We start from the raw sequence: 25,406 nt of genomic DNA on the forward strand, positions 1-25,406 counted from the left end.
TCCTTTATTAGAAGTCACGGATAACGTGGGTTTAGCTTCTAGTTTAGGAGATTTTTTTGCATTCGTCCATAAAAAATCCCCCTATAATTTCAATTAATAGAGGGTAATTAAATTGATCTTTTGGCCTGTGGATACATATGCAATGATAGTGGAGAAACTCCGCTTATTCAGAAAAAACGATGAAAATGGATTGAATTAAACGGAGGGTTTCCGCCTATGCAGCCAAATAACCGCTAAATGCAGGATTTTCAGCAGCTTAAGCGGAATTCGCTCCCTTATTTCCCCTAAAAAACGGCATATTCTAGATTTAATCGAAATTCTTACGCTTATTTTTTCTATGATAGATAGGGTGGGGTTGCCCCTTATATATTCCACTATACATCCCATCAGCCCACTTCAAAAAATAGAGCCCAACAAAGCATGCAATTCAGAATGAAAGGGTAAGTCAATCTGTTTTACATATACTTTTCATAGAGCTAAACTATTCGAGAGGTGAGAAGAGCGTGGCTCAATTAACAGCAGATAAAGAAAAAGTGAACGAAATACGTGGAAATCGGACAAGGCGGCCCCTTGTCCTCGCTGCCGTCATGCTGGCAATGTTTATGGCTGCTATAGAGGCGACAATCGTATCTACAGCCATGCCTGCAATTGTCGCAGATCTTGGAGGCTTTTCATTGTACAGCTGGGTGTTTTCCTCCTACCTGCTGATGAATGCTGTAACAATCTTGATCTACGGAAAACTGTCTGATCTGTTTGGAAGAAAACCCGTTATTGTATTTGGAATCGTCATCTTTTTAATTGGATCAATACTGTGCGGGCTGGCAGACAGCATGACCATGTTGATTATATCAAGGTTTATACAAGGTTTCGGTGCAGGCGCGGTCATGCCGATTGCAACAACAATAGTAGGCGACATTTATACAAAAGAAGAAAGGGCCAAAGTTCAAGGTTATCTTTCAAGCGTCTGGGGAATCTCAGCTATCCTTGGTCCGGCCATAGGCGGTCTCCTGGTGCAGTACGTCAGCTGGAGAACTGTTTTTTTAATAAATGTGCCATTAGGTATTTTAGCTATTGCGGGGATTGTGAAGTATCTGGATGAGAATATCGAAAAGAAAAAGCAGAAAATTGATTATGCAGGCGCGATTCTGCTTACAATTGGAATCAGTGTATTTATGGTTTTGTTTGTGGAGGCAGGAACAAACTGGGCTTGGAACTCTCTGCCGGTAATTGGCCTTGCAGCCATTGGGACAGGCGTTCTTGCATTATTCTATTTTCAGGAAAAAACGGCAGAAGAACCAATGATGCCATTCGTCATTTGGAAGCAGCGTACCATTCTTATTGCTAATCTTGCGTCTTTCACCACTGGAATGATGCTGATTGGGCTTTCCTCATTCCTTCCTGCTTATGTGCAGGGAGTAATGGAGAGAACCCCGATTGTTGCTGGTTTTGCATTAACATCGATGTCAATCGGCTGGCCGATCGCAGCTACTGTGGCCGGCAGACTACTGTTAAAAATTGGCTACAGAACGACTTCTATTATGGGCGGCGGTTTTTTACTGGCGGGAAGCTCCATCTTGCTTACACTCTCACCGGAGGCCGGCCCTCTCTGGGCTGCACTGGGGTCATTTGTAATCGGCCTTGGAATGGGAATGATTACGACTTCTTTTATTGTCACAATTCAAAGTACTGTAAGCTGGGAAACAAGGGGTGCAGCAACTGCATCAAATATGTTTATGAGAACATTAGGGAATACAGTGGGAGCTGCTCTTTTAGGAGGTGTTCTAAACAGCAGGCTTCAAGCTTACTTTCAGGAGCAGGGGTATGCAGATAATCTGGATTTAAATTCAACAAATGAGCTTCTGGATCCCGCCAGGCGGGCGCAGCTTGACGAGCAGCTGAGGGTGACACTGCAGGAAGGACTGACTATCGGACTGCATTCAGTGTATTTAATTGTATTTGTGTTTGCAGTCATCAGCATGGCTTTAGTATTCTTTTTACCCCGAAAGGAAGAAAACTGATGTTTTGTCCTTCCAGCAAAAAGGTATATATAAGGAAAAGGATGAATGGGGTGAATGTTCATGTCAGATTATAAGAAACCATCTGTAAGAAAAGATCCGGAACAGCCTATGGACCATCCAGAACAGTATTTAACTGAAAATGAAAGTTTATTTGACAAGTTTGAAAGCCAGCAAAATGTTGACACAATTCCTATGGAAGATTTAAAACAGGAAAAGCGTGAGGAAAAAGATAAACACGCTACTAAAAAACAATCGTCCAGCGAGATGAAATATATTGATTGATTCCGCAAAAAACTTGGGGGGAGATCTCCAAGTTTTTTTGGTGTCACAATCATCCTATAGAGCATTGACATAAAGATAGCACAGCAGGCATAAGGCACTGATCCTCACAATCCAAATGCCCTGTTTCTTTGAAAGTTTATTTGCTGTACGCACGGCAAGCTGTGCTCCTGACAATGAACCTGCAGCCAGGTAAACAGCAATACTCCAGTCTATCAAGCCTCCTAAGCCATACAGAATTGCCGCGCCAAGACAGCTTGCAAAGGTTTGAAAACGGGTAAGGGCTATTGCCTTCATGTAAGGAAAACTGCGCGATAAATAAATTTGCATCAACATCACTGCTTGGCCTGGCCCGAATATACCGTCATATATGCCTGTACCGTAGAGGGCAGGGTATAGAGCAGGTGAGAGCTTCTGCTTATTTTCGAGATGCTTCGGCTGCTTCCAGAATAAAAGGGCACAAGCAAATGTAAGAAAAACAAGAGCCATTTTTTCTAAGTATTCCGGGGGAATCATCGCTGCCAGCCCTGCCCCTGTAATTCCTCCTGCAAATGCAACGGGCAATAGGGCAGCTGCTTCTCTAAACTCTACTTTTCTATCTTTTAACAGGATAAAAAAACTTGAAAAAGAACTGATCGTATTTGAAAATTTATTTACAGCGATAATTGTGTGAATTGGAATTCCGGCAAGCATCATCGCCGGCATATTAATCATACCGCCTCCTCCGCCAAGTGTGCCGAGGAAAGACGCAGCAAAGCCTATCAAAAACAAAATAAATTCCATCCTACTCACCTCCCTGAGAGAGTGATATGATACGGTCTGACATTCATATTGTATGTAAAGCTTGTTTATAATGAAATTAGAAAAAAAGTGACATATAATATAAGAAAAACTTATGGGAGGTGAAATAGCTTGCATATTACAGAACTAAGAATGCTGGTCATTCTTTCAGAAGAAATGAATATGAGAAAAGCAGCAGAACGTCTCTTTGTATCCCAGCCCGGATTATCTCAAAGGCTTCAGTCCATTGAAAAAGCATGGGGAACAAAAATTTTTATACGCTCACAAAAAGGTTTGGCACTAACACCTGCAGGTGAAAGGGTTATTGAGTATGCAAAGGAAATTGTAAAAAAAGAAGAGCGTGTGAAAGAGGAAATATCGGAGCTTGAAGGAGAGGTTCATGGCACGCTAAAACTTGCTGTTGCATCCATTATTGGCCAGCATTGGCTTCCTCCTATTTTAAAGAAATATGTAAACAAGCATCCGCATGCAAAAATTTCATTAGTCACAGGGTGGAGCAGTGAGATATTAAGAAGCCTCTATGAGGATCATGTTCATATAGGTATTATTAGAGGGAATCCGGATTGGAAAGGCTACAAGCAGCATCTTTTGACTGATTCCTTGTATCTGGTTGATACGGAAATCCAGGACATTGCACAACTGCAGAACACAGAACGGCCGTTTATACAATTCAAAAGCGACTCAACTTATTATCAGGAAATTCAGGATTGGTGGTACCGGCAGTTTAAGCAATCTCCTAAACGGACCATAATTGTAGATCAAATAGAAACCTGCAAACAAATGGCCTTCAACGGAATAGGATATGCGATACTTCCAGGTGTTACATTGCAAGATGAAGATGACCGCATATACAAGGTACCGCTTCTCGATGTTGATGGGCAGCCGCTGGCACGGGATACATGGCTGATCGGCTATGAAAATTTCTTTGAACTGAAGCAGGTCAGTGCCTTTCTTGATATGATTCAGGAAAATGTACAAACTAAATAAGCGAGAAGGAAATCGGTCTGCTTGTCAGAAGCTTTTTCCTTTGATAGAGTAAAGAGGTATCTGCACAAAAGGAGGAAATACATATGAAAATGATGGATGCAAATGAAATTATTTCATTTATACAAAACAGCACAAAATCCACACCCGTAAAAGTTTATGTTAAAGGGGATCTGGAAGGAATTCATTTTGGTGAAAATGCTAAAACGTTTCTTTCCGGCAGCACAGCTGTTGTTTTTGGAGAATGGTCTGAAATTCAAGAAGCAATTTCTGCAAATGAGTCAAAAATTGAGGACTACGTTGTAGAAAATGACCGACGCAACTCTGCTATCCCTTTGCTGGATCTTAAAGGAATCAAGGCGCGCATTGAGCCGGGCGCCATTATTCGCGATCAAGTAGAGATAGGCGATAATGCTGTTATTATGATGGGTTCTGTTATTAACATTGGTTCTGTAGTAGGAGAAGGAACAATGATTGATATGAACGTCGTTTTAGGCGGACGTGCAACTGTAGGTAAAAATTGCCATATTGGTGCAGGAGCTGTCCTTGCAGGTGTGATTGAGCCGCCATCTGCTAAGCCTGTTGTGGTAGAAGATGATGTGGTAATTGGTGCTAACGCTGTTGTTCTTGAAGGTGTAACAGTAGGAAAAGGAGCAGTTGTTGCAGCTGGAGCAGTTGTCGTTGACGATGTTGAGCCTAACACAGTAGTAGCTGGGACTCCTGCACGTAAAATCAAGGATATTGATGAAAAAACAAAATCTAAAACTGAGATTAAGCAAGAGCTTCGCCAGCTGTAAATATCAGGTGAAGGCAAATTTTTGATACTCCAGATAAAAAAACCATGCGTGGATGCTGAGCATCCACGTTTTCTTACTTGATAAGGGCTATCAATTTATCGCTGAAAATGCATATCAGTGAAGTTTGCAGCTTAAACCGGAGTATCATCGGACGCTAACGATTACAGTGTAAAGGAGTGAAGGGGAAAGGTGAATATGAAAACGCTGGTTAACATTAGAAGAGATTTGCACCGTATTCCTGAGCTTGGCTTTCAAGAATACAAAACGCAAGCATATTTGCTGTCGTATTTGCACTCACTTCCGCAGGAAAACATAGAAATCCGTAAATGGAAAACAGGATTGTTTGTAAAGCTGAACGGCACATCTTCTCAAAAAATGATTGGGTACAGGGCTGATATTGACGGTCTTCCAATTGAAGAGGAAACAGGCTATAGTTACAGGTCCGTTCATGAAGGTATGATGCACGCATGCGGCCATGATCTTCATATGACAATTGCTCTTGGCATTTTGACTCATTTTGTTCATCATAGAGTAAAAAATGACCTTTTGTTTATTTTTCAGCCCGCAGAAGAAGGGCCGGGCGGTGCGGAGCCTATGATGCACAGTGAGGCCATGAAGGAGTGGAAACCTGACCTCATCACAGCCCTTCACATTGCTCCAGAGCTTCCATCAGGTACTGTTGCAACCAAACCTGGTCTTCTCTTTGCAAATACATCTGAGCTGTTCATTGACTTAAAAGGAAAAGGGGGGCATGCTGCTTATCCTCATACAACCAATGATATGGTTGTTGCCGCATGCTCTTTGGTAAGCCAGCTTCAATCTATTGTAGCCAGAAACGTGGATCCTCTCGACAGCGCCGTTATCACAATCGGCAAAATTACAGGGGGAACGGTTCAAAATATCATTGCCGAAAACAGCAGGCTTGAAGGTACAATACGAACACTTTCCACTGAATCCATGCTGAAGGTGAAGGAGCGCATAGAAGCAATTGTGAAGGGATTAGAGATAGGTTATAGCTGCCAAGCATCCATTGATTACGGCGCCATGTATCACCAGGTTTACAATCATGAAGAAGTGACGCTTGAATTTATGAATTTTGTGCAAGAGCATACTGATGCTGATTTTGCACTTAGCAAAGAAGCGATGACCGGAGAGGATTTTGGTTATATGCTTGCTGACATTCCAGGGTTTATGTTCTGGCTGGGAGCTGGTTCTTCTTTTGGCCTTCACCACTCGAAGCTTTCACCGGATGAAAAATGTATGGAAACAGCTATTTCTGTCATGACAAAGTATCTTGCTTTTAAAGATGATAGGTGAAAAGAGGGAATAAACACCTCCTGATTGAGACACATTACTTGTAGGAGGTGGATATTATGCCGAAAATTGGTATAGAACAGTCCCTGTCAAATGTAGAAGAAGCTTTAAAGGCAAAGGGCTATGATGTTGTTCAGCTGAAAAACGAGGAAGATGCCAAAGGCTGTGACTGCTGTGTCATTACGGGTCTGGATTCGAATGTAATGGGAATCAGCAATACTGTGACTGCAGGACCGGTCATTGAAGCAAATGGACTAACTGCTGAGGAAGTCTGTCAGCACGTAGATTCTGCATTTAACCGATAAAAAAGAAGAGCGGCGGCTCTTCTTTTTTGTTTATCATCTCTAGCTGAATGGTCTACTCTGTCTTCTTTTCAAGATAAACTTGATGAGGAAACGGAATTTCTATACCATGTTCATCAAGCGTTTCTTTCAATGTTTTACGCAATTTGCGCTCTACACCCCATTGTTCTCCGTTTTCTGTTTTTGCAATAACCCTGAGTACAATGTCGGATGCACCAAGACTCTGAACGCCGACCACATTTGGTCCTTCAACAATTACAGGAGTTTCAGCAGCGACTTTGTCACACGCCGACTGCATAATTGTGATTGCTTTATCAATGTCATCATCATAGGATATACCAATATCAACCAGCGCCCTCATATTACCCCGTGAATGATTGCTTAGATTGGTAATCTCCCTGTTAGGTACAAAGTGAAGTGTCCCGTCAAAGCCTCTGATCTGCGTCGTGCGAAGGCCAACTTGCTCCACAATACCGTCAAAGCCTGCCGCAGTCACATAATCTCCTACGTCCATTTGCTTTTCCAGCAAAATAAAAAATCCTGTCACCACATCACCGACAAGACCCTGCGCTCCAAATCCTATTGCAAGGCCGACAACTCCTGCACCTGCCAGCAGTGCTGTTGCATCGTATTCAAATACCTGAAATACCATTACAACAAACACAAATATGAGTATGTAAGAGAAAACATTTAGAGACAAGCTCTGCAAAGTATTTGCACGTCCAGCAGAGATATTTTCTCTTTCAAGCACTTTGCTAAATGTTCTTTTAATAACATTGTTTCCAATGGCTTTAACAATTAAAAAAACGATGATAATCCCCAAAAGCCTTGCGCCAATCTCAACAGCGCTCAGTGCCAGGGAGGTCCAGGCGATATCATCCCAAAAGTTTACATTCAATATAAAACATTCCTTTCTGATATAAGAGCTAAATATTTGTTTACCCAATTTTACATATGTTACACTTAGTTTCAATAGAAATCTATAAGAAACGTTTTCCAACATCTTTTTTAAATAATCGGGATATAATGAAGAGGGACGGAACATAGTTCCAGGGAAATCTAATTTACATTCATTATTATTTAATATTGACTAAAAAAACTTATTCACGTATAATCATTAAGGTAAATGAAGATAGTCACTTGAGAAAATAATAAAATTTTCTCAATAAAATTTAACAGAAAATCTGTTTATTCTTTTATTGGAGGGATACATAATGGCAGAACGCATGGTAGGTAAACAAGCTCCACGTTTTGAAATGGAAGCAGTTTTATCAAACAAAGAATTTGGCAAGATCAGTTTAGAAGAAAATATGAAAAACGACAAATGGACTGTTCTTTTCTTCTACCCAATGGACTTCACTTTTGTATGTCCTACAGAAATCACAGCTATGTCAGATCGCTATGATGAGTTTGAAGATTTAGATGCAGAAGTAATTGGTGTGTCTACTGACACGATTCACACTCACTTAGCTTGGATCAATACTGACCGCAAAGACAACGGTTTAGGTGACTTAAGATACCCATTGGCTGCTGATACGAACCATCAGGTGTCACGTGACTATGGTGTGTTAATTGAAGAAGAAGGTATTGCTCTTCGCGGAATGTACATTATCAGCCCTGAAGGCGAATTAATGTACCAAGTAGTATTCCATAACAACATTGGCCGTGATGTAGAAGAAACCCTTCGTGTTCTCCAAGCGCTTCAAACAGGCGGACTATGTCCTGCCAACTGGAAACCTGGACAAGCTACACTTTAATCTCAATAGGAAAGGCCTAACTTTTGGTTAGGTCTTTTTTTACAAATTAAGCAGATTAGCTTCTGCTGGCATTCGCGGGCTTTCAGTGTTTTAGTCAGTCAGGTTTTCAGTATGGACAGAGTGTCAGCCTAATCTCTCACTTCACTTTTAAATATGATTTCATGAAAACAAGATATAATCCATTTAGGAGGTATACTTATGAAACTGCGTCAGCCTATGCCTGATTTAACAGGCGCAACAGAATGGTTAAATGGAGAACTGACAAAGAATGAGCTGATTGGAGAAAAACCTACTCTTATCCACTTTTGGTCAATCAGCTGCCATTTGTGTAAAGAGGCAATGCCTGATGTGAATAAGTTTAGAGATGAGTACGCCGATAAACTGAACGTGCTGGCAGTTCATATGCCGCGTTCTGAAGATGATTTGAATCTTGAAGAGATTAAGAAAGTTGCGGCTGAGCATGATATCGCACAGCCAATCTTTGTTGACAGTGAGCATAAACTCACGGAAGCTTTTGAAAATCAGTATGTACCTGCATATTATGTGTTTGACAAAAGTGGGAGCCTTCGCCACTTTCAGGCAGGCGGCAGCGGAATGAAAATGCTTGAAAAACGTGTAAACAGGGTGCTGAGCGAAACAGAATCTGCAGAATAAAAGGTTGGCACAGCCATCCGGCTGGTTTGAAGACGGTAAAACCGTGCTTCAGCCAGCCTTTTTTTGTATTTTTTTTCTGCTGTTACAGCAGGGAGTCAGAAATCCTGGCATTAGTCACCTCAGCCACTTGGAAAAGATTTCTTCTTGGAGCTTAGTATCCTGTTGAAAGCCATTTTGCTGCTTCATAATAGAGCGGAATGCCAAACAAAAGATTAAAAGGAAAGGTAATGCCAAGTGCCAGACCTAAATACAGAGAAGGATTTGCTTCCGGTACAGCTGTTTTTATAGCTGCCGGAGCTGCAATGTAAGAAGCACTTCCTGCAAGGACTCCCATCAAGGCAGCGCCCCCGATAGAAAGGCCTGAGATTGTGCCTACTCCTGTACCCAGAACACCCAATATGGCTGGTACGACAATGCCGAACAGCAAAAGCTTGCCCCCTGATTTCAGGGCTTCGGGCAGCCTTTTACCAGTAATAACTCCCATATTTAAAATAAATAAGATGAGCACACTGCTGTAAAGATCAATGAATAGCGGCTTTACAGCAGGCACTGCTCTTTCTCCTAGAATCAGGCCAATAAGGAGGCTGCCTGTTAACAGCAAGATGCTTTTACCAAAAAGGCTCTCTCTAAGGACTTTATGATCCAGCAGAGCTGAGCTCTCAGGCACTATGCCAAGAACTCCTGTGGAATGGGAATGAGTTTCTTTTTGGGACAGCTTATAAAGAAAAACGCTGATCAATATAGCAGGACTCTCGAGGAGTACTACCATTGCACTCATGTAGCCCTCATAGAAAACACTATTTTTCTCAAGAAATGCAGCAGCTGCTCCGTACGTTATGATGCTGACAGAGCCATAAGAAGCTGACAGAGCCGCTGCATTTTCAATTTCTAATTTCAGCACCCTCAGCAAAAATATAAATATACCTATCGGGATTAAAGTTCCTAACAACAGTGTTCCGGCTGCAGGCCGTATCATTTCTGAAACAGAATAATGTGACAGCTCTATCCCGCCTTTTAAGCCAATGGCAATGAGGAGGTATATGCTGAGAGCTTCACTGAGCCCTTTTGGAAAGGTTAAATCGGACTTGGTGAACGCAGCAAACAATCCTAACAGAAAAAACAGAAAAACGGGGGAGAGCATATTTTCAGTAAACAATTCAAACATGAGTAACAGCACCTCTTTCAATATCTATTGATTTTCAGCTATGAAAATGAAAAAGCCGGTGCCTAATCCTGTTTAGATACAGGGTTGGGCACCGGCTTATTTTCAACGAACGTGCGTTTTTTGAAAATCTTCCAGCTACAATTTAATTTCTAGATTGTCTTTCAGGGTGAAAATCATCATTCTTTCACCTGTTACGGTACTGAGATCTGTGTAAAAGCTTTTTACTTCTTCCCCTGTACATTTTTCGACGATGTTTTTGACATCCTCTGAGGCAGCTTCTACGAGTTCTGTGCGGGATCGTTTAATAGAAAGTGTGCCTTCCCTCGTTTCGCAGAGTCTGTACTCTGCAGCAGTAAGTATTCCTCTTAGGGAAACAATCACCATATGACGAAGGATGTCTGTTTTTACAGCTACAGATCCCCTGCCGAGATAATCCTTTTCCCACTGAGTGAATGAGCGGCTCAGTTCCGCTTCCAAATTTCCTTTTGTACGGTTTTCCATTTTTCCTCCTACAAAAAATCGGTATACTCCTGCCAGTGTGCTTTGCAGAAATATACCGATTTATTTACATTCCAGCCAGGCGCTCCAATTAACGCTTTTTCAGGTAATCAATTGTCATTGAATCAGCTGCTAAAGCAATAGGAAGGCGAGGAGTAATACAATCTCTCGGAAATCTTTAATTTTTCATATTATACAATTATAAATTCCCTTCTGTCAATTACACTATACAACTAGTGTTAATCTCTATTTTATTCACACTTTTCATCATGCTTGTTTATATTATATGGAACATAAAAAGGGAGGGAAAAGGTTTGCATCTATTAAAGCTGTTTGATCTTACAGGTAAAACTGCCATTGTAACTGGAGGCGGCCGCGGTCTTGGTGAGCAGATGTGTCTGTCATTAGCAGAAGCAGGCGCCAATGTGGTTGTTTGCTCCAGAAAAATTGAGGCATGCAGGGCAGTTGCCGACAAGGTAGAGGCCAAGGGAGTGAAGGCTCTGGCCCTTCAATGTGACATTACAAAAAAAGAAGAGATTGAAAATGTCATCTCCACAACAATTGACAAGTTCGGTACGTTGGATATTTTGGTAAATAACAGTGGAGTATCCTGGGCTGGTTCTTCATTGAAGATGCCTGAAGAAGCATGGCAGAAGGTCTTTGATGTGAATGTAAAGGGAATGTTTCTCTTTTCGCAGGCAGCCGCAGCAGTCATGATTTCCAAGGGCAGCGGCAAGATCATAAACATAGCGTCTATTGCAGGTTATGGCGGCACGATGATACTGGATACGGTTGCATATAACAGCAGCAAAGGAGCTGTCATGACTTTAACAAAGGATATGGCTGTCAAGCTTGCTGCTTACAACATTCAGGTAAATGCAATTGCACCGGGTTTTTTTGACACAAAAATTTCCAAACCGATCTTGGATCACTATGGAGACAAATTATTACATTCCATTCCAGCACGCCGAATAGGCTCTGAATGTGACTTGAAAGGTGCGGCTGTGTATCTTGCCTCTCATGCCTCTGATTACGTAACAGGACATATTTTAAATGTTGATGGAGGCATCTCGGCACTTGCTTAATTGGAAAGGGGAAATACGATGATTGACAAAGCTCTGTTAAAAAAGCTGATAAAGATGATTAATAAGAAAAAAACTTCCGGGATCAACGATGAAATGATACAGCTACTGAAAAAAGCCGGATTTCAGCAGGCGGACTCGCTGTCTTTGCTTGAAACCTTAACGGAACAGCTGGGGTCTCTTAGTAAGCAGGAAGGTGATAATGCTGATTTATTCGCTAAACTGAAAGACATCTTCCCTAAGGCTGCAATATTAGATGGGAAGAAGCAAAAGAACCCTTCTATTGATTATCAAAAATTGTATGACATGTTAAAGGTGCTTGGTTTTCAGGCTGAAAAAGGTGCAAATGACTGGCTGCAGCACATGATGAATTCTAAGGATTTTGCGAGCTGTCTGCATATGGCAACCCAGATTTATGACTATCTTCTCTCTAGAATAAAGGAATATCACGAAATCGCAGCAGCACAATTAAATATTCCTACAAAAAATGATATAGCAAATCTTGGTGAAATGATCATAGCCACTGAGGAAAAGGTGGACCAGCTTCAGGATGTAATAGAAGAGTTGAATAATCATATGATATCCGAAAAGAAATCTGCTGACATTCCTGCTTCCCGAGAAGCATCCGAAGGGGAAGAAGAACTGCTGAAGAGAATTCAAAAACTAGAAAATGATCTGGCCTATGTCAAACGAATGATGAAACTCAGCTTTATTAAAGGTTTCTAGGGGGAGAGGCATGAGCGAAGAACATTCAGAGCTTCATAGATGGCTGACTACTTTTCATGCTATTTTCAGTTCTCCTCCTGACACACCTGTTACACCTAGAAGTGAGGTGTGGAAAAAGAATAAAGCTGTTTTGTGGCACTATAAACCGCAAGTAAGAAAATACCGAACTCCACTTTTTCTCGTCTACTCGTTAGTGAATCAGCCGGTGATTCTTGATTTAATGCCTGGAGACAGCCTTATTGGTTCTTTTGTGAATGAAGGTTTTGATGTTTATTTACTGGATTTTGGCAAGCCGGGCTTTGAGGATAGAAACATATCATTCAGCGACTATATTGTGGATTATATTGAGCGCGGAATGAAAAGAGCTCTTTCCCATTCGGGCAGCGGGGAGTTAACAGTGATTGGCTATTGTCTGGGCGGAACGATGGCTGCCATTGCTGCAGCATATACAAAGCTTCCGGTTTCAAATCTGATTTTATCCTCGGCACCAATTGATTACCATGCTTTTCCGCTTTTCGATCAGTGGCTGGAGTACGTTCAGGAGAGCAATGCAGATACAAAAACAAAAGAGCTGTTTGGCACGATTCCTGCTTCTTTTATTGAGTTTGGAATGAGGCTTCTGGCTTCTCCACTCTACTTTACACATTATTTATCTTTGTTATCAAAAGCTCATCATCCTCAGTACGTAGAGAAGTGGCGGCGATTTAATTCATGGACTAAGGGGCATATTCCGTTTACTGGTGCCGCAAACGACCAAATATTCGAAGATCTTTTGAAAAACAATGCATTAATAAAAGATACTTTAATCATTAGAGGAAGGTCTGTAAAGCTGAGTGATATTACTTGCAGCCTTCTTGTTTCAGTTGTTCAGCATGACAAGCTGGTGCCGCAGGAAATTGCTGATGTTATTATGGAAAGAGTTAACAGCCCTGATAAACAGCTGGTTGAAATAAAGGGAGGACATGCAGCACACTCTTATAAAGCTGGAATTCCACCCTTTTTAAAGGACTGGCTTGAACCAAGGTCTAAAGGAGGAATGTGAATTGGCTATTTTTCATGGCAGTGCTATAATCGTCAGGGCAAATAAAAGTGATACTCTATATCATATTGCAAGAAAGCTAGGAAGCAATCCGGAATGGATAGAAAGGGTCAATCATCTGCATCGGCCGTTTCGCGAACCCGGCGTTATTTTCGGCGGCGACATTCTGGTAGTGCCGACGATTTTAAAACAGCAGGGCGTTTCTCTGGCTAACCCGTCCTTTCTCTCATTGGAACTGGCAGCGAGCATGTTTAACATGGAAAAGGAAGCTTTGAAGTCGATAAATTCCGGTAACTGGGAAGATAGAGATTTGAAAGTACCGGCACTTATTTATATGACTGAACTCTCAGATACTCTGGAAGGAATTGCGTTAAGATTTGGACTGAACAAGGAAGAAATTCTTTCTTTAAATAAGGATCGGCCGGGATTTTCGGCAGTAAATGCGGGATTGCCGGGCTATGCCGTTATTGTTCCTGTTCCTTGCGGGGAATTGGTTGTCCTGGAGAGCACCGTCATAGGAAGCAAACTCAGGGAGTATGCTGTTATTTACGGAAAAGCAAAAAGGGATGCCGGGAGACTAGTATACCGAATTACCGATGACAATGGAGAATTAATCACTTCTGACAGGGAACTGGTTACGGGACAGGAGAACGGAAACTGGCAAAGCTTCGGTGCTGAAATTTATTTTGACCGCAAGCCTTCGACTCATTCAGGTATACTTTCCATCTTAGCTGAAAACGGAAAGTCCCTTTCCCATAAAGTTTATTTTCTTTGAAGCTTCCTAAGAAGCTTTTTTTTCATTATTTTAGAAATATTTTCATAGGGTTGCAGAGTGCAAGCTGTAAAAACAAATTAAACTATAAAGAATTTCCCCTTGACTTTAGTAAATGAATTTAGTATTATTGAGAATGTTGATTATATTTTCGCCTTCCCAAAAACCATTTTTTAATGGATTTTTTGACAGTTTCAATTCGCATTTTTGCTTGGCGCGGCCTAGGAGCCGCATGGACGAATGAGAGGAAGGGCATTCGTTGTCTTGAGTTTTTTGAAAATCTGCATCCAGAAATATGTTTTATTATGCTTCATATAAATAATGCTGTTGCTATTCATGTATTATCCAGAGCATCTCACCCATTACTTTGAATGTTCTTGATAATATGTGAATGTTATTTACCGAAGTAAATATGTAGTAACATATTACAATAATAATTGGAGGTGCTTGTTAATGGAAACAGGTACAGTAAAATGGTTCAACGCTGAAAAAGGTTTCGGCTTTATCGAAGTTGAAGGTGGAGACGATGTATTCGTACACTTCAGCGCTATTCAAGGCGAAGGGTTTAAATCATTAGAAGAAGGCCAGCGTGTACAGTTCAACGTAGTTGAAGGTCAACGCGGAGCTCAAGCTGATAACGTAGTAAAACTTTAATAATCAACATAAAGCTGCCAGCGGGCAGCTTTTTTTATTTACCACACTTTGAACAGAATGAAGCAGTGCTAAGCCTGCATGACACAGAGAACTACTGCTCTTGCAGCTGATCTACAGGCACGTCTGTTTCCTGCTGAGGATTGTTCAGCGGATAAATCCGCGCAGTGCCGGCTGCTTCATCCACATGCTGAATGTAGACTCTTTCTCCGTTAAACGTAACAGGAATCATATCTCCCATCTCTGAAATCTCACTCGCTCTTCTAACATTCATGGTAATCCTCCTTAGGAGCTTTTAAAAATAGTTTTTGCATTCTCTGGAAGTTTTATACTCATGCAGAAAAGAGAGGTTTTTTTTATCCTTCTTAAGGAAATATAAACAAGAGTAACAGAAGAAGGAGTGATCTTGATGAAATCTTTTACAGTACAATTTCACAAAGAAGATCAAGCAGATTCAATGACCATTCAAAAGCTGATAGAGGAAGAGTTTCACCAGGTTACTGAAGGCGGAACAAGGCATTTATTTGAGCTGGATACCAATGTCGGGTTTTTTGTCTTTTTTGATTCAGAAGATGCAAATGGAAAAGAGCATTATCTCATTCTGCATTACGAGGAAGATTCTGAAGATCCAAGCGCTTGCTATTCCTTTGAATTGAAAGACTTTTATCAGTTTGCAGCTTTATTCCTGAATGATCTGGAATTTAACGATTCAGTTAACGAGGGAGAAGAGGAAGAGTACGGACCCCTTCATCATTTAGCTCATTTGCTGTTTCATATTGTGGAAGACGGGCAGGAAATAGAGGTCTGACAACAATTCTATCACTGCTGAAGTTTGGTTTAGACGGAAAACGGCATAAGAAACATTCTTATCTGATAAGCAGATACAAAAAAGAGCAGGGAGACACTTCCTGCTCTTTTCTCATTCTGGTTTTGATAGCTGTTTTTTGCAATATGTAAGAAGCTCTGTTAATTCCTCTTCATCCAGTTCAAAGTCGACATACTTGTTTGTGTTTTTTTCATAAAGCTGATATTGAGTGATTTTTTCTGAATCTTCTTCAATAACAAGAATTAGCTTTACATATAATCCATTTTCCTGAAACAATTCATCATCCTCAGGAATGTCCAATTCCAGGTAAAACTCGTAGCGTGTCCCGCTTAATATGTTGAAAGGGTCTTCCAATTTCTCTGCTTCATGATTTATAATGTTCATCACATTACCTCGCAATCTTTTTCAGCTGATTTTTTTTACCTGCAGCATTCTCTATTATACCCCAACTAGAGAGCTGCACAACCTAAAAAGGAGTGATTGTATGAGAGTCGTCGTATTATCAGATACACATATGCCAAGAATGGCTAAACAATTTCCTGCTATTCTCAGGGAGCATCTTCATACAGCAGATCTAATCATACATGCGGGTGATTTTCAAACAATGGAGGTAGTAAGAGAGCTGCAGAAATACGCAAAGATAGCGGGTGTGGCCGGCAATGTTGATTCGTCTGAGGTTGCCGAAGCTCTTGGGGATAAAAAGATTATAGAGTGTGAGGGGTACAGGATCGGAATTGTACATGGCCATGGAAAAGGGCGTACAACTGAGGAGAGGGTGCTGAATTCTTTTGAAGGAGAGGATTTAGACTGTATTATTTTTGGTCACTCCCATATACCTGTAAACAAGATGGTGAATAAAACTCTGCTCTTTAACCCTGGCTCTCCAACTGATAAAAGAAGGCAGAATCAGTATTCGTTCGGCGTGCTTGAGTTTCATCCAGCCTTATCTGCGCGCCTCATTATGTTTGACAGCAAGCAGCCCTGAAAACAAAAGCGTACAGCAATCTGCACGCTTTTGTATTCTCTTTGCTATATGAGTAGAATGTCTTCAGGAAGCACCACTTTAGTCAGTACATCCACTTCCTTGACTCTGTCTATCGTGTAAGAAGAACCTGTTAGAACATGATGATCAAGATAGCCGGGATGGCACATGATTTCTACACTGCTTCCCGCAGGTACTCTTTCTGCCAGACTTTTAAAATATGCTTCGCTGACACCCTCTGCGTAAAAATCATGAAAAAAATAGTCTGTAGTAGATTTTACGCCTTCGGAATATTCCCTCGTGCATCTAAACGGAAGATCATATTTTTCAGACAGCTCCTTGACAACCGGGTCAAGTTCAATGAGTCCGTGTACGTGATGATGGCTGTCCAGATGTGTTGGCAGAATTCCGCATGAAAAGGCCTTGTCAATCTGAGCTTTCCATTCCGTATACACTTCCTCGACATTCAAAGCTTGTTTCTCAAGGAGCTGCTGAAGGGAGTTAAATTCCCCTTCTGTATCTGTTAAACTTGTGTTTTTATGCAGTAATGGCCTTCCGCATGTCAGCACGAGATGAATACCTATTCTTAGTGATGGAAACTGCTTTGCGAGCGAGATGGCATGCGAGGTTCCGGGCATATTCATCATCATTGTCGCAGAATTGACTATACCATTTGTATGGCTGTCGATGATTCCGTAATTGACAGCCCGGCTGTAGCCGAAATCATCAGCGTTCACCAGCAATGTAATCATGGATAACCTCCTGAATAAAAAAAGCTTTCTTCCAGCATTTATCGTAAAGATGAAGGATAAAATTGAGGCAGATCATTTCTGTGTGCAATCAGCATTTCATCCAATATTTGCTTGCCGATTCTGTCAGAAGCAACAAGAGGGTTAATTGTCATTGCAAGCAGGGCAGTTTGATAGTCTCCGGTTACTGCAGCCTCTGCAGCCACTCTTTCAAATGACTTAATTTGCTGAACAAGCCCTCTAACTGCAATGGGAAGATCTCCGACTGCAATCGGTTTTGGTCCGTCTTTTGTAATAACAGCACTAATTTCTACAGCTGAATCAGCAGGAAGGCTGCTAATCGCACCGTTATTTACCGTATTAACAGGCTGTATGTCCCGTTTGTCATTATAAATAGAAGAGATCAGCCTGACTGCGGCATCACTGTAATAGGCGCCGCCGCGTTTTTCGAGCTGCGGAGGCTTTATCATCAGCTCTGGATCCCTGTATAGTTCAAATAATTGAGCTTCAAGTTCTTTTACAACCTCAGCGCGTGTTCCGACTGTTTCCGCATTTTTTATTTCTTTTTCAACCATATCGCGCGTTTTGTAATAATACTGATGATAAGGGCATGGAAGGACGTTTAATGCTTTTAAAAACTGAGGTTCCCATCCTAGTGCCACTATATTTTGGACGCTTGGAGAAGAGTCAGCGCCGGTAATCATCTCAATTAATTTTTCTTTCACACTGATGCCGTCAACAAATACATCCAGCCCGTAAACCATATGGTTCAAACCTGCAAAGGAGATAGACACCCGGGAGTGATCGACGTCAAGAAGCTTGCTGACACCCATTTCCATGCCAATCGGCACATTGCAAAGACCGACCACCTTTTTAATTGAACTGTAGCGCAGAACTGCCTCGGTTACCATTCCAGCAGGATTTGTAAAATTAATCAGCCAGGCATTCGGACACATCTGTTCCATCTCTGAACAGATGTCAAGGATCACCGGTATCGTGCGCAGTCCTTTAAATAAGCCCCCAGGGCCATTGGTTTCCTGTCCGAGAACGCCATATTTTAAAGGAATTCTCTCATCCTTAGCTCGTGCTTCCAGCAGTCCTACACGAAATTGTGTTGTCACAAAGTCAGCATCTCTCAAAGCCTGGCGCCGGTCCATAGTGAGGAATATCTGGATGGGCAGACCTGCTTTTTTCACCATCCTTTTTGCAAGCGCACCTACAATTTCGAGTTTTTCTTTGCCCTCCGGAATATCAACAAGCCAGAGCTCCCTTACAGGAAGCTCCTCATAACGCTTGATAAAGCCTTCAATCAATTCGGGTGTATAAGATGAACCGCCGCCGATTGTAGCGATTTTCAAACCTTGTTTGGTCATTATTTATGTTCCTCCGGTTTCTTTGAGCCGCTGTAGAGTTCTATGATTTCCTTTGCCAGATCCTTGACTGCCTGTGCAGTCATTAAATGATCCTGTGCATGAATCAAGATAATAGGTATGTGAAAGTCTGCTCCGCCAGCTTCCTTATGAATTAGTTCTGTTTGATATTTATGAGCTTTTGCAAATTCCTCATCAGCCTCGATAAGCTTATCTTCCGAACTCTTGAATTCTCCGGCCTTAGCATTTTGAATGGCTTCCATTGCAAGGCTTCTGGCATTTCCGCTATGTGCGATTAAATGGAAAGAGAGCTGATACAGATCTTCTTTGTTCATACTGACTCCTTATTTTGCAGAAGAAGAAGTTTCCTCGGCATATTTTTGACGATCCCATAAACAGAAGAAAGGATAATAGATGCTAAAAGCAATGATCATATTCACCAATTGCATCACTAGACCTGAAAGTTTTCCTCCCGTGGAAAGATAGCCTCCAAATAAAGGAGGCATCGTCCAGGGAACGGCTATTCCAGCCGGCTTTGCAACAAAGCCCGCTGCCATGCTAGAATAGGTGACAATTGTGATGACGACCGGTGTAAGAATAAATGGAATGATCAGCAGGGGATTCATCACGATAGGCATTCCGAAAGTGACAGGTTCGTTGATATTAAATAACCCGGGGCCTACCGAGAGACGGCCAAGCTGTTTCATTTGCTGGCTTTTTGCAAGAAACAGCATGCAGAATACCAGCGAAAGTGTTGCACCAGATCCCCCGACATATACAAAAATATCAAAAAATTGCTGTGTGAAAATGTTAGATACAGGTTCTCCTGCCTGATATGCCAGGCGGTTTTGGTCCATGGAAGTCAGCCAAATCGGGCCCATGACCCCTCCGACAATGCTTGCTCCGTGGAGACCGGATGACCAGAGAAGCTGAATAAGGATAACGGCAACGAGGCTTCCAATCAGGCTTCCACCTAAAACACCGAGCGGTTTGCCCAGCAACTCTCCGACGACATTATGAAGGCTCTCAAAAGAGGTAGTTTCAATAAACAGGCGTAGCAGCCAAACAGCTGTCAGAATAATAAATCCGGGAATGAGAGCTGTGAAGGAACGAGATACATTTGGGGGAACACCTGCAGGCATCTTGATGACCAGGTTTTTTTGAATAATGACCCTGAATAGCTCAGTAGAAAGAATTGCCAGTATCATGCTTACAAACAAACCTTTGCTTCCCATGAGCGCAGAAGGAATGACACCGCCGACAACTACAGCTTGAGAGGCACCTTCCGGCAGATAAGAAACATTAAATGGAGTTGCTAAAAGAAATGCAGCCACTGAAACAGCTCCTGCTGTTAGAGCGTCCACTTTATACGACTGTGCGAGCCTGTAAGCAATCCCGAAGGCAGCAATCAGTGCCATAATGTCAAAAGTAGCTCCAACAGGATAGAGCAGCTTTGTCAGCCACTGTTCACCGAACGTACCTGCCATAAATTCCTCATAGCCCGGTATAGGAAGAAAAGCGAGAATTAAAAAGACTGAGCCAATAATAATAAGAGGCATAGTCAATATGATGCCGTCACGTAGAGCTTGTAAATGGCGCTGTGCCGCAACTCTGGCAGCAGCAGCCATAAATTTCTCCTCAAAAAAATGTCTGAACCCGCTCATAGGTGTCACCCCTTGTTAGATGAAATTAACTTGCAGGCAAAGCTCAAGACTTCCTTTCCATTGCATGTGCCGTAGTGCACCATGTTGATACTGTCCACTGGTATTCCATACTGCTCTCCAGCTTTTTTAAGGTTTGAAAGAAGATAGCGGACCTGAGGGCCAAGCAGCAGAACATCTGCTTCTTCCATATGTTTGTCAACCTCACTTGCTCCGACAGCCCTAATACTGCAGTTCAGGCCTTGTTCTTTAGCGCTTTCTTCCATTTTCGCCACTAACAGACTCGTTGACATGCCGGCTGCGCAGCATAATAAAATATTCACCAAAAAACCCCTTTCATGTGTATTCGCTTACAGTTATATATTTATGGAGCAGTACATGGAGATATGTTTGGTTTGGACATGCAAAAAAAAAATCTCTAAATTGGAATATGATTCTAGTTTTGTTAATAGTAGAATAAGTAAGTATAGAAAGGGAAAGAGGAGGGGAATCTTGATTATCAAACTCTTCGCAGTAGTGCTGTTATCTTTTTGTATTGCAAATCTGGTATTCTTTCTTGCTGCACCAGCTAAGTATAACCTTTCGCTGCGTTCACTGAGAAAAGCTTTATATACCCTGTTCTTTGGATGTGTTTCTGCTGGCTTTTTACTTGATGAGCTCATTCCGGGTGACTGGGTGCTTTTGCTGACGTTGGCAGGCATCGTCGTTTTTCTTGATATTGCAGTACTATTAACACCAAGCATTATGAAAATATGGAATGCAGAGTTTCAATACAGCGATTATGTGGAAAATGTCATTAATAAGAATGAAAAAATCCATGAGGGTACTATGAGAAGGGTCGGAACAATGTCCGAAATGATTCAGAATGCGGGGAATTATTTTGACAATGTGCTGCCGCCTGAGTCAGAAGAAGAAGAAAAACAGCAGCTGCAGAACTATTTGTCTAAATACAGCAGCACATACGGTTTTTCTTTTCAGTTATGGGAACTGGAGGCAGATCCGGCAAGTGAAGAATATGAGTTCACTGAAGCAGTATACAGCGCACTCAGCCGGATAGAAACTTTAAATTCATTTACCTATGGTTCTGAACTGGATGCTTATGCCGCTTCACTTTCTCAGTCAGAAATCATCTCGCTCATTAAGGAAGACAGCATGATTGTTCCCGTATATATGGAACAGAGGAGCATCTTCGTCGTGCTGAAAAATGAAAAGGGAACACTGCTTGAAGTTGACGCTGTTCATATTACAAACTTAATCTATCTCTATTATTCCTTCGTATAAAATCTCTGCTATAATAATAGATAATAAGATTCTAAAGGAGGGGTTGTTATGCCAAACCCGTCAGCAGCTAAAAAGGATGGAGAACAAAGTATAGTCCGTACATCAGCAAGGACAAGCAGCATGCCCCGTCCTCAAAGAACAACTAAGTTATCCGAAAAATCCACCAGCAAACTGACCCATAATGTAAACGAGCTGAATAAAAAAGTTTTGCAATTTATCAATAATCAGTAGCAGGGACCTCAAAGGTTCCTGCTTTCTTTTTCTGTAACTTGTTGTGATATTTTGTTAAATATCACAATGAAGCAGCTGCCTTCGCTGTCTTTTTGCGTAAGGGAAGAAAGATCAGCAGTATGATGAAGAGCTTCTGAAAATCTCTTATGATAAAGAGAACATGGCGCGGGATATGCGCGCGTCTCCTTTAATACAAGGACGGAACATTTTCGCTTATTAATAAATTGCATAAAAGTAAGCAAGTAATAGCCGGAGACATTCCGCCTATGCGACTACAGCAGCTTAAAATAAGTGTTACAGCTAGTCAGTCAGTAAGATTGTTAAAATACTTAGTTACATGCATTGTACTTTACAAGAATAAGATAGTTCTTTTTGATTGGGTGGGGAGGTGCCATGTGAAAGCCGCTGTACATATATAAACGGAGCAACTCCGCCTATAGAGAAAAAACAATGAAATTAGACTGAAATACACGGAGGATTTCCGGCTATGCACCTAAAAAACCTTGTAATGGAGTATTTTCAGCAGCATAAGCGGAATTCATTCCCTTACCTTCTTTAAAAATCGGCCTATTCTGGATATAACCGGAATTCATACGCTTAATTTATTGTGACTTGGATGTTTCTTTTGCTGGTTATTATGAATGGGATCAAATGAATGCTGTAGCTGAGGGGGCCTGTAGTCAGAAGGTGTTTTCTATATGATTTAAGTATATTTTGCCATGATTCTGTATACGTTGTTAACAACAGTAAAAGGCAGAGGGTGGACATCATGGATCAATCTGACGAGAAAAAACCTAAAAAGCCCAAAAAGGTTCTTCAGAAAAAAGTAACAAAATTCAGCGGCCCGACAAAAATGTCAGCAGTCAATCAGCAGGCACTCAAGCTGGTAAAAAGTTTTAAAGGCATGTTCGGATGACAGGAATCATACATTCGCTGCATGATCCTTGGGTGGCTGCATAAATAAACAGAAGGCTGATCAGCCTTCTGCGTACCTTTTTTATTTGTTCCCAATCTTCTCGACAAGCTTCTCAAGTTCATCAGGACGGTGAAATTCGATAGGGGAGACACCTTTTTCAAACTGAATGGAGTCCCCTTCAATCATGAGAACATACCTGCCGTTGATTTTGCCGAGATGAACGCTTTCTCCAAAATCGGAAAGCAGGCCTTTAATCTGCGTTTGGCCAAGCTTCATTTTCAGCTCCGCATCCGGTGTGTGTTCGACAATTTGCGCAGCAGCTTCCACAACCTCCTGGGTTGACAGACGCTCCTGAATCTCGCGTTTTTCACTTGCTTCCCAGATCTCCAGATCCTGCTGAAATTGCTGCCGCTCCTGGCTGTTTTCCTCAAAGGCTTCCAATACATGCTCCTGCACCATATTCATCACCTGAGATTTCATGATCTGCGGCATGCTTTGTTCATACTCCACAAATTTCAAAAAATCTTCAAAATAGCGTGCGTGAGATGCTTGGTGTATTTTCAATTCGCCTTCTTCCACCAATCCCTCTTCAGGCATATAAGGAAATTGGATGGATTTCATGTTCTTGGTTGTAATGGCCATTTCTACATGCCGGATCAGCGTGGCCTCATCAGCTATAGATGCTACCTTTGGTTCAAAGTCACACTTCATAATAAATAAAAAGGGGTCGTCAAAGTATTTACGAAGCTTCGCTTGTGCGACAAGAAAAGCTCCTCCTCTTACTGCGCTTGTATCCACATATGCCCTTATCAGCTGTTCTGTTTGTTTTTGAAAGGATTGTGAATCCTCAGCGTTTCGTATTCGTGATAAAAGGTTATAGTTAGGATTAGAATCCAATCCGTGCCCTTCCTCTGCAATAAAAAACCCGATTTTAGTCGGGACAGAATCCGTTTTTGGATGCCTGTCTACTTTTCGTTTTGCAATTTTCTCAAGCTCCCCGTCCAGAAATTGTTTCAGAGAGCTTTGTTCATATTCTTGACTCGATAAAGTTTGGAAATGTTTATATCGCTTGTCGGCGCTCTCGCCTTTTCCTTCTATTGTTACTACATAAAATGATAGACAGTTTATTTCAAAATCCATTGTAATCACCTGTTCTTTTTGTTTGCTTTCCTCAGTATATGAGACGGGAGTGTTTCCGTCAATTTTCTCAGAGAGCAATTGAGGCCGAGCATTGTCAAACTGGTTTTTTTATCTTATAGTGAACGGAGAATATATGTCTGGAGAACAAGAGGTAATGATATGAGTGAAGAATTAGAACAACTCAAACAGGAGCTGGAACTTTACAAAAGAATAATAAACAGTCTCCCTGTTTCATTTACTTATACAGATCAACAATCGGGACTTTCCTTCCGAAAGAAAGAAAATCTTGATGTGGACAGCTCAGCTCAATTGGAAAACTTTCGGGTTTCTATGGAGTTTATAGAAAAGCAGTTAAAGCCTATCGCTGATTTAATACCTCATCACATTGTGTTTGTTAATGGAGCTGGCATCATTACGCTTTGTAACAGCAAAGCGGCAAGTGATCTGCGTGTCTGCGCTGAGGATATGATCGGCAAGCATATCAGAGAACTGTTAAAGCTTGAGGATGACAAAATACTGCTTCTTGAAACGCTGAAAACGAATAAAACAATTACAAACAGGGAAGTGCTCGACAAAAACTATGGCATCATGAGTACTCACATTATAGTCGACAGCGAGGGAAACCTTGAACGGGCAATTGGGCTCTTCCTATTTCTGAATGAAGTTAAGCAAGCGGAAAAGCAGGCTATGGCAGGGAGAATTGCTGCCGGAATTGCTCATGAGATACGCAATCCTTTGACAACCGTAAGAGGTTATTTGCAGCTATTACAGGGAAGGCTCGACTCTGAGACAGCCAATCTGCTGAATACACTTTTGATACCTGAAATAGACAGGGCAAATAAGATTATCAGTGATTTTTTACGTATTGCCAAACCCTCGCAAACACATATAGAAGAGATAGAAGCTCATTCATTTTTCACAGATTATCTCGCAAACTTTCTGTCCAGTGAAGCACTTCTTCACAATGCATCTATTTTTTATAGTATAGATCCCCAACTTCTAAACAGCCGCATTCTTGGGGACAAAGACGAGCTTTTACAGGTTTTCATCAATCTTTACAGAAATTCAGTACAAGCTGCAGAAAATAAACCGCTGCAGACAAGAATCTCCATAGAAATAAAAGGAGACAATATCAGCATTTCTTTTTCTGATAATGGAAAGGGAATACCAGCAAGTGAACTGCAATACATATTCGATCCCTTTTACTCAACAAAGGATGAAGGGACTGGGCTTGGCCTCTCCATTTCAAGAAAAATTATTGAGAATCATAAGGGAAGCATGTCAGTTGCCAGCAGTGAGAAGGGAACAACTTTCCTGATTGAGCTGCCCTATGTAAAAAAGCCTTAGCAGATATCTCTTCCAAGTTAGGAACCGTACGCATTTTACGAGCTCCGGCAGCACACCCCTTGTC

31 protein-coding genes are annotated in these 25,406 nt (G+C 41.6%); 19 read left to right on the plus strand and 12 right to left on the minus strand.

All coding sequences use genetic code 11. From position 1 onward, the window contains the following. The first annotated feature begins 587 nt into the window (after positions 1-587). Positions 588-2,018: an MDR family MFS transporter gene (locus GJU40_RS05285; RefSeq protein ID WP_154306843.1), complete on the plus strand. Its 1,431-nt coding sequence runs from the start codon at positions 588-590 to the stop codon at positions 2,016-2,018. Between the two features lie 60 nt (positions 2,019-2,078). Then, positions 2,079-2,300, plus strand: coding sequence for a hypothetical protein (locus tag GJU40_RS05290; RefSeq protein WP_154306716.1), 222 nt, complete (start codon positions 2,079-2,081; stop codon positions 2,298-2,300). 54 nt (positions 2,301-2,354) lie between these two features. On the opposite strand, the gene GJU40_RS05295 is transcribed toward GJU40_RS05290, so the two are convergent. Next, entirely contained in the window at positions 2,355-3,080 is a 726-nt protein-coding gene (locus GJU40_RS05295) for a sulfite exporter TauE/SafE family protein (RefSeq protein ID WP_170289335.1), read from the minus strand. Positions 3,081-3,209: 129 nt separating this feature from the next. Between GJU40_RS05295 and ccpC the strand changes: the two genes are divergently transcribed. The 4 genes from ccpC to GJU40_RS05315 all read left to right on the plus strand — a co-directional run bounded on the left by ccpC (position 3,210) and on the right by GJU40_RS05315 (position 6,498). Then, the gene (ccpC, locus tag GJU40_RS05300) at positions 3,210-4,085 is read left to right on the plus strand and encodes a transcriptional regulator CcpC (RefSeq protein WP_154306718.1); all 876 of its coding nucleotides are present in this window, start codon (positions 3,210-3,212) and stop codon (positions 4,083-4,085) included. Positions 4,086-4,168: 83 nt separating this feature from the next. Next, the gene (gene dapD / locus GJU40_RS05305; protein WP_154306719.1) at positions 4,169-4,879 is read left to right on the plus strand and encodes a 2,3,4,5-tetrahydropyridine-2,6-dicarboxylate N-acetyltransferase; all 711 of its coding nucleotides are present in this window, start codon (positions 4,169-4,171) and stop codon (positions 4,877-4,879) included. Positions 4,880-5,074: 195 nt separating this feature from the next. Then, on the plus strand, positions 5,075-6,196 hold the full coding sequence (locus GJU40_RS05310) for an N-acetyldiaminopimelate deacetylase (RefSeq protein ID WP_154306720.1): 1,122 nt from the start codon (positions 5,075-5,077) through the stop codon (positions 6,194-6,196). A 56-nt stretch (positions 6,197-6,252) separates the two neighbouring features. Continuing rightward, complete coding sequence (locus GJU40_RS05315) at positions 6,253-6,498, plus strand: YkuS family protein (RefSeq protein ID WP_154306721.1); 246 nt, start codon at positions 6,253-6,255, stop codon at positions 6,496-6,498. A 52-nt stretch (positions 6,499-6,550) separates the two neighbouring features. Here GJU40_RS05315 and GJU40_RS05320 read toward each other — a convergent pair whose 3' ends face one another. Beyond that, positions 6,551-7,396 (minus strand): mechanosensitive ion channel family protein, encoded by an 846-nt coding sequence (locus tag GJU40_RS05320; protein WP_425481201.1) that lies wholly within the window; start codon positions 7,394-7,396, stop codon positions 6,551-6,553. A 313-nt stretch (positions 7,397-7,709) separates the two neighbouring features. On the opposite strand from GJU40_RS05320, the gene GJU40_RS05325 reads away from it, so the two are divergent. Both GJU40_RS05325 and GJU40_RS05330 read left to right on the plus strand, forming a co-directional pair. Beyond that, positions 7,710-8,252, plus strand: coding sequence for a peroxiredoxin (locus tag GJU40_RS05325; RefSeq protein ID WP_154306723.1), 543 nt, complete (start codon positions 7,710-7,712; stop codon positions 8,250-8,252). A gap of 198 nt (positions 8,253-8,450) precedes the next feature. Then, on the plus strand, positions 8,451-8,906 hold the full coding sequence (locus GJU40_RS05330) for a TlpA family protein disulfide reductase (RefSeq protein WP_154306724.1): 456 nt from the start codon (positions 8,451-8,453) through the stop codon (positions 8,904-8,906). Between the two features lie 151 nt (positions 8,907-9,057). Here GJU40_RS05330 and GJU40_RS05335 read toward each other — a convergent pair whose 3' ends face one another. Further along, on the minus strand, positions 9,058-10,071 hold the full coding sequence (locus GJU40_RS05335; RefSeq protein ID WP_154306725.1) for a sodium-dependent bicarbonate transport family permease: 1,014 nt from the start codon (positions 10,069-10,071) through the stop codon (positions 9,058-9,060). A gap of 135 nt (positions 10,072-10,206) precedes the next feature. After that, complete coding sequence (locus tag GJU40_RS05340) at positions 10,207-10,572, minus strand: Na-translocating system protein MpsC family protein (protein ID WP_154306726.1); 366 nt, start codon at positions 10,570-10,572, stop codon at positions 10,207-10,209. A gap of 311 nt (positions 10,573-10,883) precedes the next feature. Here GJU40_RS05340 and GJU40_RS05345 point away from each other — a divergent pair, with 311 nt between their 5' ends. From GJU40_RS05345 to GJU40_RS05365, 5 genes are all read left to right on the plus strand, one after another. Next, positions 10,884-11,654: a glucose 1-dehydrogenase gene (locus GJU40_RS05345; protein ID WP_154306727.1), complete on the plus strand. Its 771-nt coding sequence runs from the start codon at positions 10,884-10,886 to the stop codon at positions 11,652-11,654. Between the two features lie 18 nt (positions 11,655-11,672). Next, a complete protein-coding gene (locus GJU40_RS05350) occupies positions 11,673-12,377 on the plus strand; it encodes a hypothetical protein (protein WP_154306728.1) in 705 nt (234 codons plus the stop codon). A 10-nt stretch (positions 12,378-12,387) separates the two neighbouring features. Further along, the gene (locus tag GJU40_RS05355; RefSeq protein ID WP_154306729.1) at positions 12,388-13,419 is read left to right on the plus strand and encodes an alpha/beta fold hydrolase; all 1,032 of its coding nucleotides are present in this window, start codon (positions 12,388-12,390) and stop codon (positions 13,417-13,419) included. A 1-nt stretch (position 13,420) separates the two neighbouring features. After that, positions 13,421-14,191 (plus strand): LysM peptidoglycan-binding domain-containing protein, encoded by a 771-nt coding sequence (locus GJU40_RS05360; RefSeq protein WP_170289336.1) that lies wholly within the window; start codon positions 13,421-13,423, stop codon positions 14,189-14,191. Between the two features lie 450 nt (positions 14,192-14,641). Beyond that, positions 14,642-14,842 (plus strand): cold-shock protein, encoded by a 201-nt coding sequence (locus GJU40_RS05365; RefSeq protein ID WP_154306731.1) that lies wholly within the window; start codon positions 14,642-14,644, stop codon positions 14,840-14,842. Positions 14,843-14,933: 91 nt separating this feature from the next. Here the strand turns inward: GJU40_RS05365 and GJU40_RS05370 are convergent, their stop codons facing one another. Beyond that, entirely contained in the window at positions 14,934-15,113 is a 180-nt protein-coding gene (locus GJU40_RS05370; protein ID WP_154306732.1) for an H-type small acid-soluble spore protein, read from the minus strand. 135 nt (positions 15,114-15,248) lie between these two features. Between GJU40_RS05370 and GJU40_RS05375 the strand changes: the two genes are divergently transcribed. Further along, positions 15,249-15,647, plus strand: a complete 399-nt coding sequence (locus GJU40_RS05375) for a cytosolic protein (RefSeq protein WP_154306733.1) — start codon at positions 15,249-15,251, stop codon at positions 15,645-15,647. A gap of 111 nt (positions 15,648-15,758) precedes the next feature. On the opposite strand, the gene GJU40_RS05380 is transcribed toward GJU40_RS05375, so the two are convergent. Then, positions 15,759-16,049 (minus strand): DUF6509 family protein, encoded by a 291-nt coding sequence (locus GJU40_RS05380; protein WP_154306734.1) that lies wholly within the window; start codon positions 16,047-16,049, stop codon positions 15,759-15,761. Positions 16,050-16,149: 100 nt separating this feature from the next. On the opposite strand from GJU40_RS05380, the gene GJU40_RS05385 reads away from it, so the two are divergent. Beyond that, positions 16,150-16,650 carry a metallophosphoesterase family protein gene (locus tag GJU40_RS05385; RefSeq protein ID WP_154306735.1) on the plus strand — a complete coding sequence of 167 codons (501 nt, stop codon included), beginning with the start codon at positions 16,150-16,152 and terminating at the stop codon, positions 16,648-16,650. Between the two features lie 44 nt (positions 16,651-16,694). On the opposite strand, the gene chbG is transcribed toward GJU40_RS05385, so the two are convergent. The 5 genes from chbG to GJU40_RS05410 are packed head-to-tail and all read right to left on the minus strand — an operon-like array spanning position 16,695 to position 20,750. Then, positions 16,695-17,399, minus strand: a complete 705-nt coding sequence (gene chbG, locus GJU40_RS05390; protein ID WP_154306736.1) for a chitin disaccharide deacetylase — start codon at positions 17,397-17,399, stop codon at positions 16,695-16,697. A gap of 38 nt (positions 17,400-17,437) precedes the next feature. Then, positions 17,438-18,769 carry a 6-phospho-beta-glucosidase gene (locus GJU40_RS05395; protein ID WP_154306737.1) on the minus strand — a complete coding sequence of 444 codons (1,332 nt, stop codon included), beginning with the start codon at positions 18,767-18,769 and terminating at the stop codon, positions 17,438-17,440. Next, positions 18,769-19,101 (minus strand): PTS sugar transporter subunit IIA, encoded by a 333-nt coding sequence (locus GJU40_RS05400; protein ID WP_154306738.1) that lies wholly within the window; start codon positions 19,099-19,101, stop codon positions 18,769-18,771. The genes GJU40_RS05395 and GJU40_RS05400 overlap by 1 nt, the downstream gene beginning before the upstream one ends. A 9-nt stretch (positions 19,102-19,110) precedes the next feature. After that, entirely contained in the window at positions 19,111-20,430 is a 1,320-nt protein-coding gene (gene celB / locus GJU40_RS05405) for a PTS cellobiose transporter subunit IIC (RefSeq protein WP_154306739.1), read from the minus strand. 5 nt (positions 20,431-20,435) lie between these two features. Beyond that, positions 20,436-20,750 carry a PTS sugar transporter subunit IIB gene (locus tag GJU40_RS05410; protein ID WP_343031413.1) on the minus strand — a complete coding sequence of 105 codons (315 nt, stop codon included), beginning with the start codon at positions 20,748-20,750 and terminating at the stop codon, positions 20,436-20,438. A 169-nt stretch (positions 20,751-20,919) separates the two neighbouring features. On the opposite strand from GJU40_RS05410, the gene GJU40_RS05415 reads away from it, so the two are divergent. The 3 genes from GJU40_RS05415 (at position 20,920) to GJU40_RS05425 (ending at position 22,855) form a co-directional block, all read left to right on the plus strand. Continuing rightward, positions 20,920-21,708, plus strand: coding sequence for a type II toxin-antitoxin system SpoIISA family toxin (locus GJU40_RS05415; protein WP_170289337.1), 789 nt, complete (start codon positions 20,920-20,922; stop codon positions 21,706-21,708). A 48-nt stretch (positions 21,709-21,756) separates the two neighbouring features. Continuing rightward, the gene (locus GJU40_RS05420; protein ID WP_154306741.1) at positions 21,757-21,939 is read left to right on the plus strand and encodes a hypothetical protein; all 183 of its coding nucleotides are present in this window, start codon (positions 21,757-21,759) and stop codon (positions 21,937-21,939) included. Positions 21,940-22,708: 769 nt separating this feature from the next. Beyond that, positions 22,709-22,855, plus strand: coding sequence for a hypothetical protein (locus GJU40_RS05425; RefSeq protein ID WP_154306742.1), 147 nt, complete (start codon positions 22,709-22,711; stop codon positions 22,853-22,855). An 81-nt stretch (positions 22,856-22,936) separates the two neighbouring features. Here the strand turns inward: GJU40_RS05425 and GJU40_RS05430 are convergent, their stop codons facing one another. Next, positions 22,937-23,995 (minus strand): DUF3900 domain-containing protein, encoded by a 1,059-nt coding sequence (locus tag GJU40_RS05430; RefSeq protein WP_154306845.1) that lies wholly within the window; start codon positions 23,993-23,995, stop codon positions 22,937-22,939. A 159-nt stretch (positions 23,996-24,154) separates the two neighbouring features. Between GJU40_RS05430 and GJU40_RS05435 the strand changes: the two genes are divergently transcribed. Further along, positions 24,155-25,342, plus strand: coding sequence for a two-component system sensor histidine kinase NtrB (locus GJU40_RS05435; protein WP_154306743.1), 1,188 nt, complete (start codon positions 24,155-24,157; stop codon positions 25,340-25,342). Positions 25,343-25,406 lie beyond the last annotated feature (64 nt).

The organism is Metabacillus lacus (assembly GCF_009674805.1).
Lineage (GTDB): Bacteria > Bacillota > Bacilli > Bacillales > Bacillaceae > Metabacillus_C > Metabacillus_C lacus.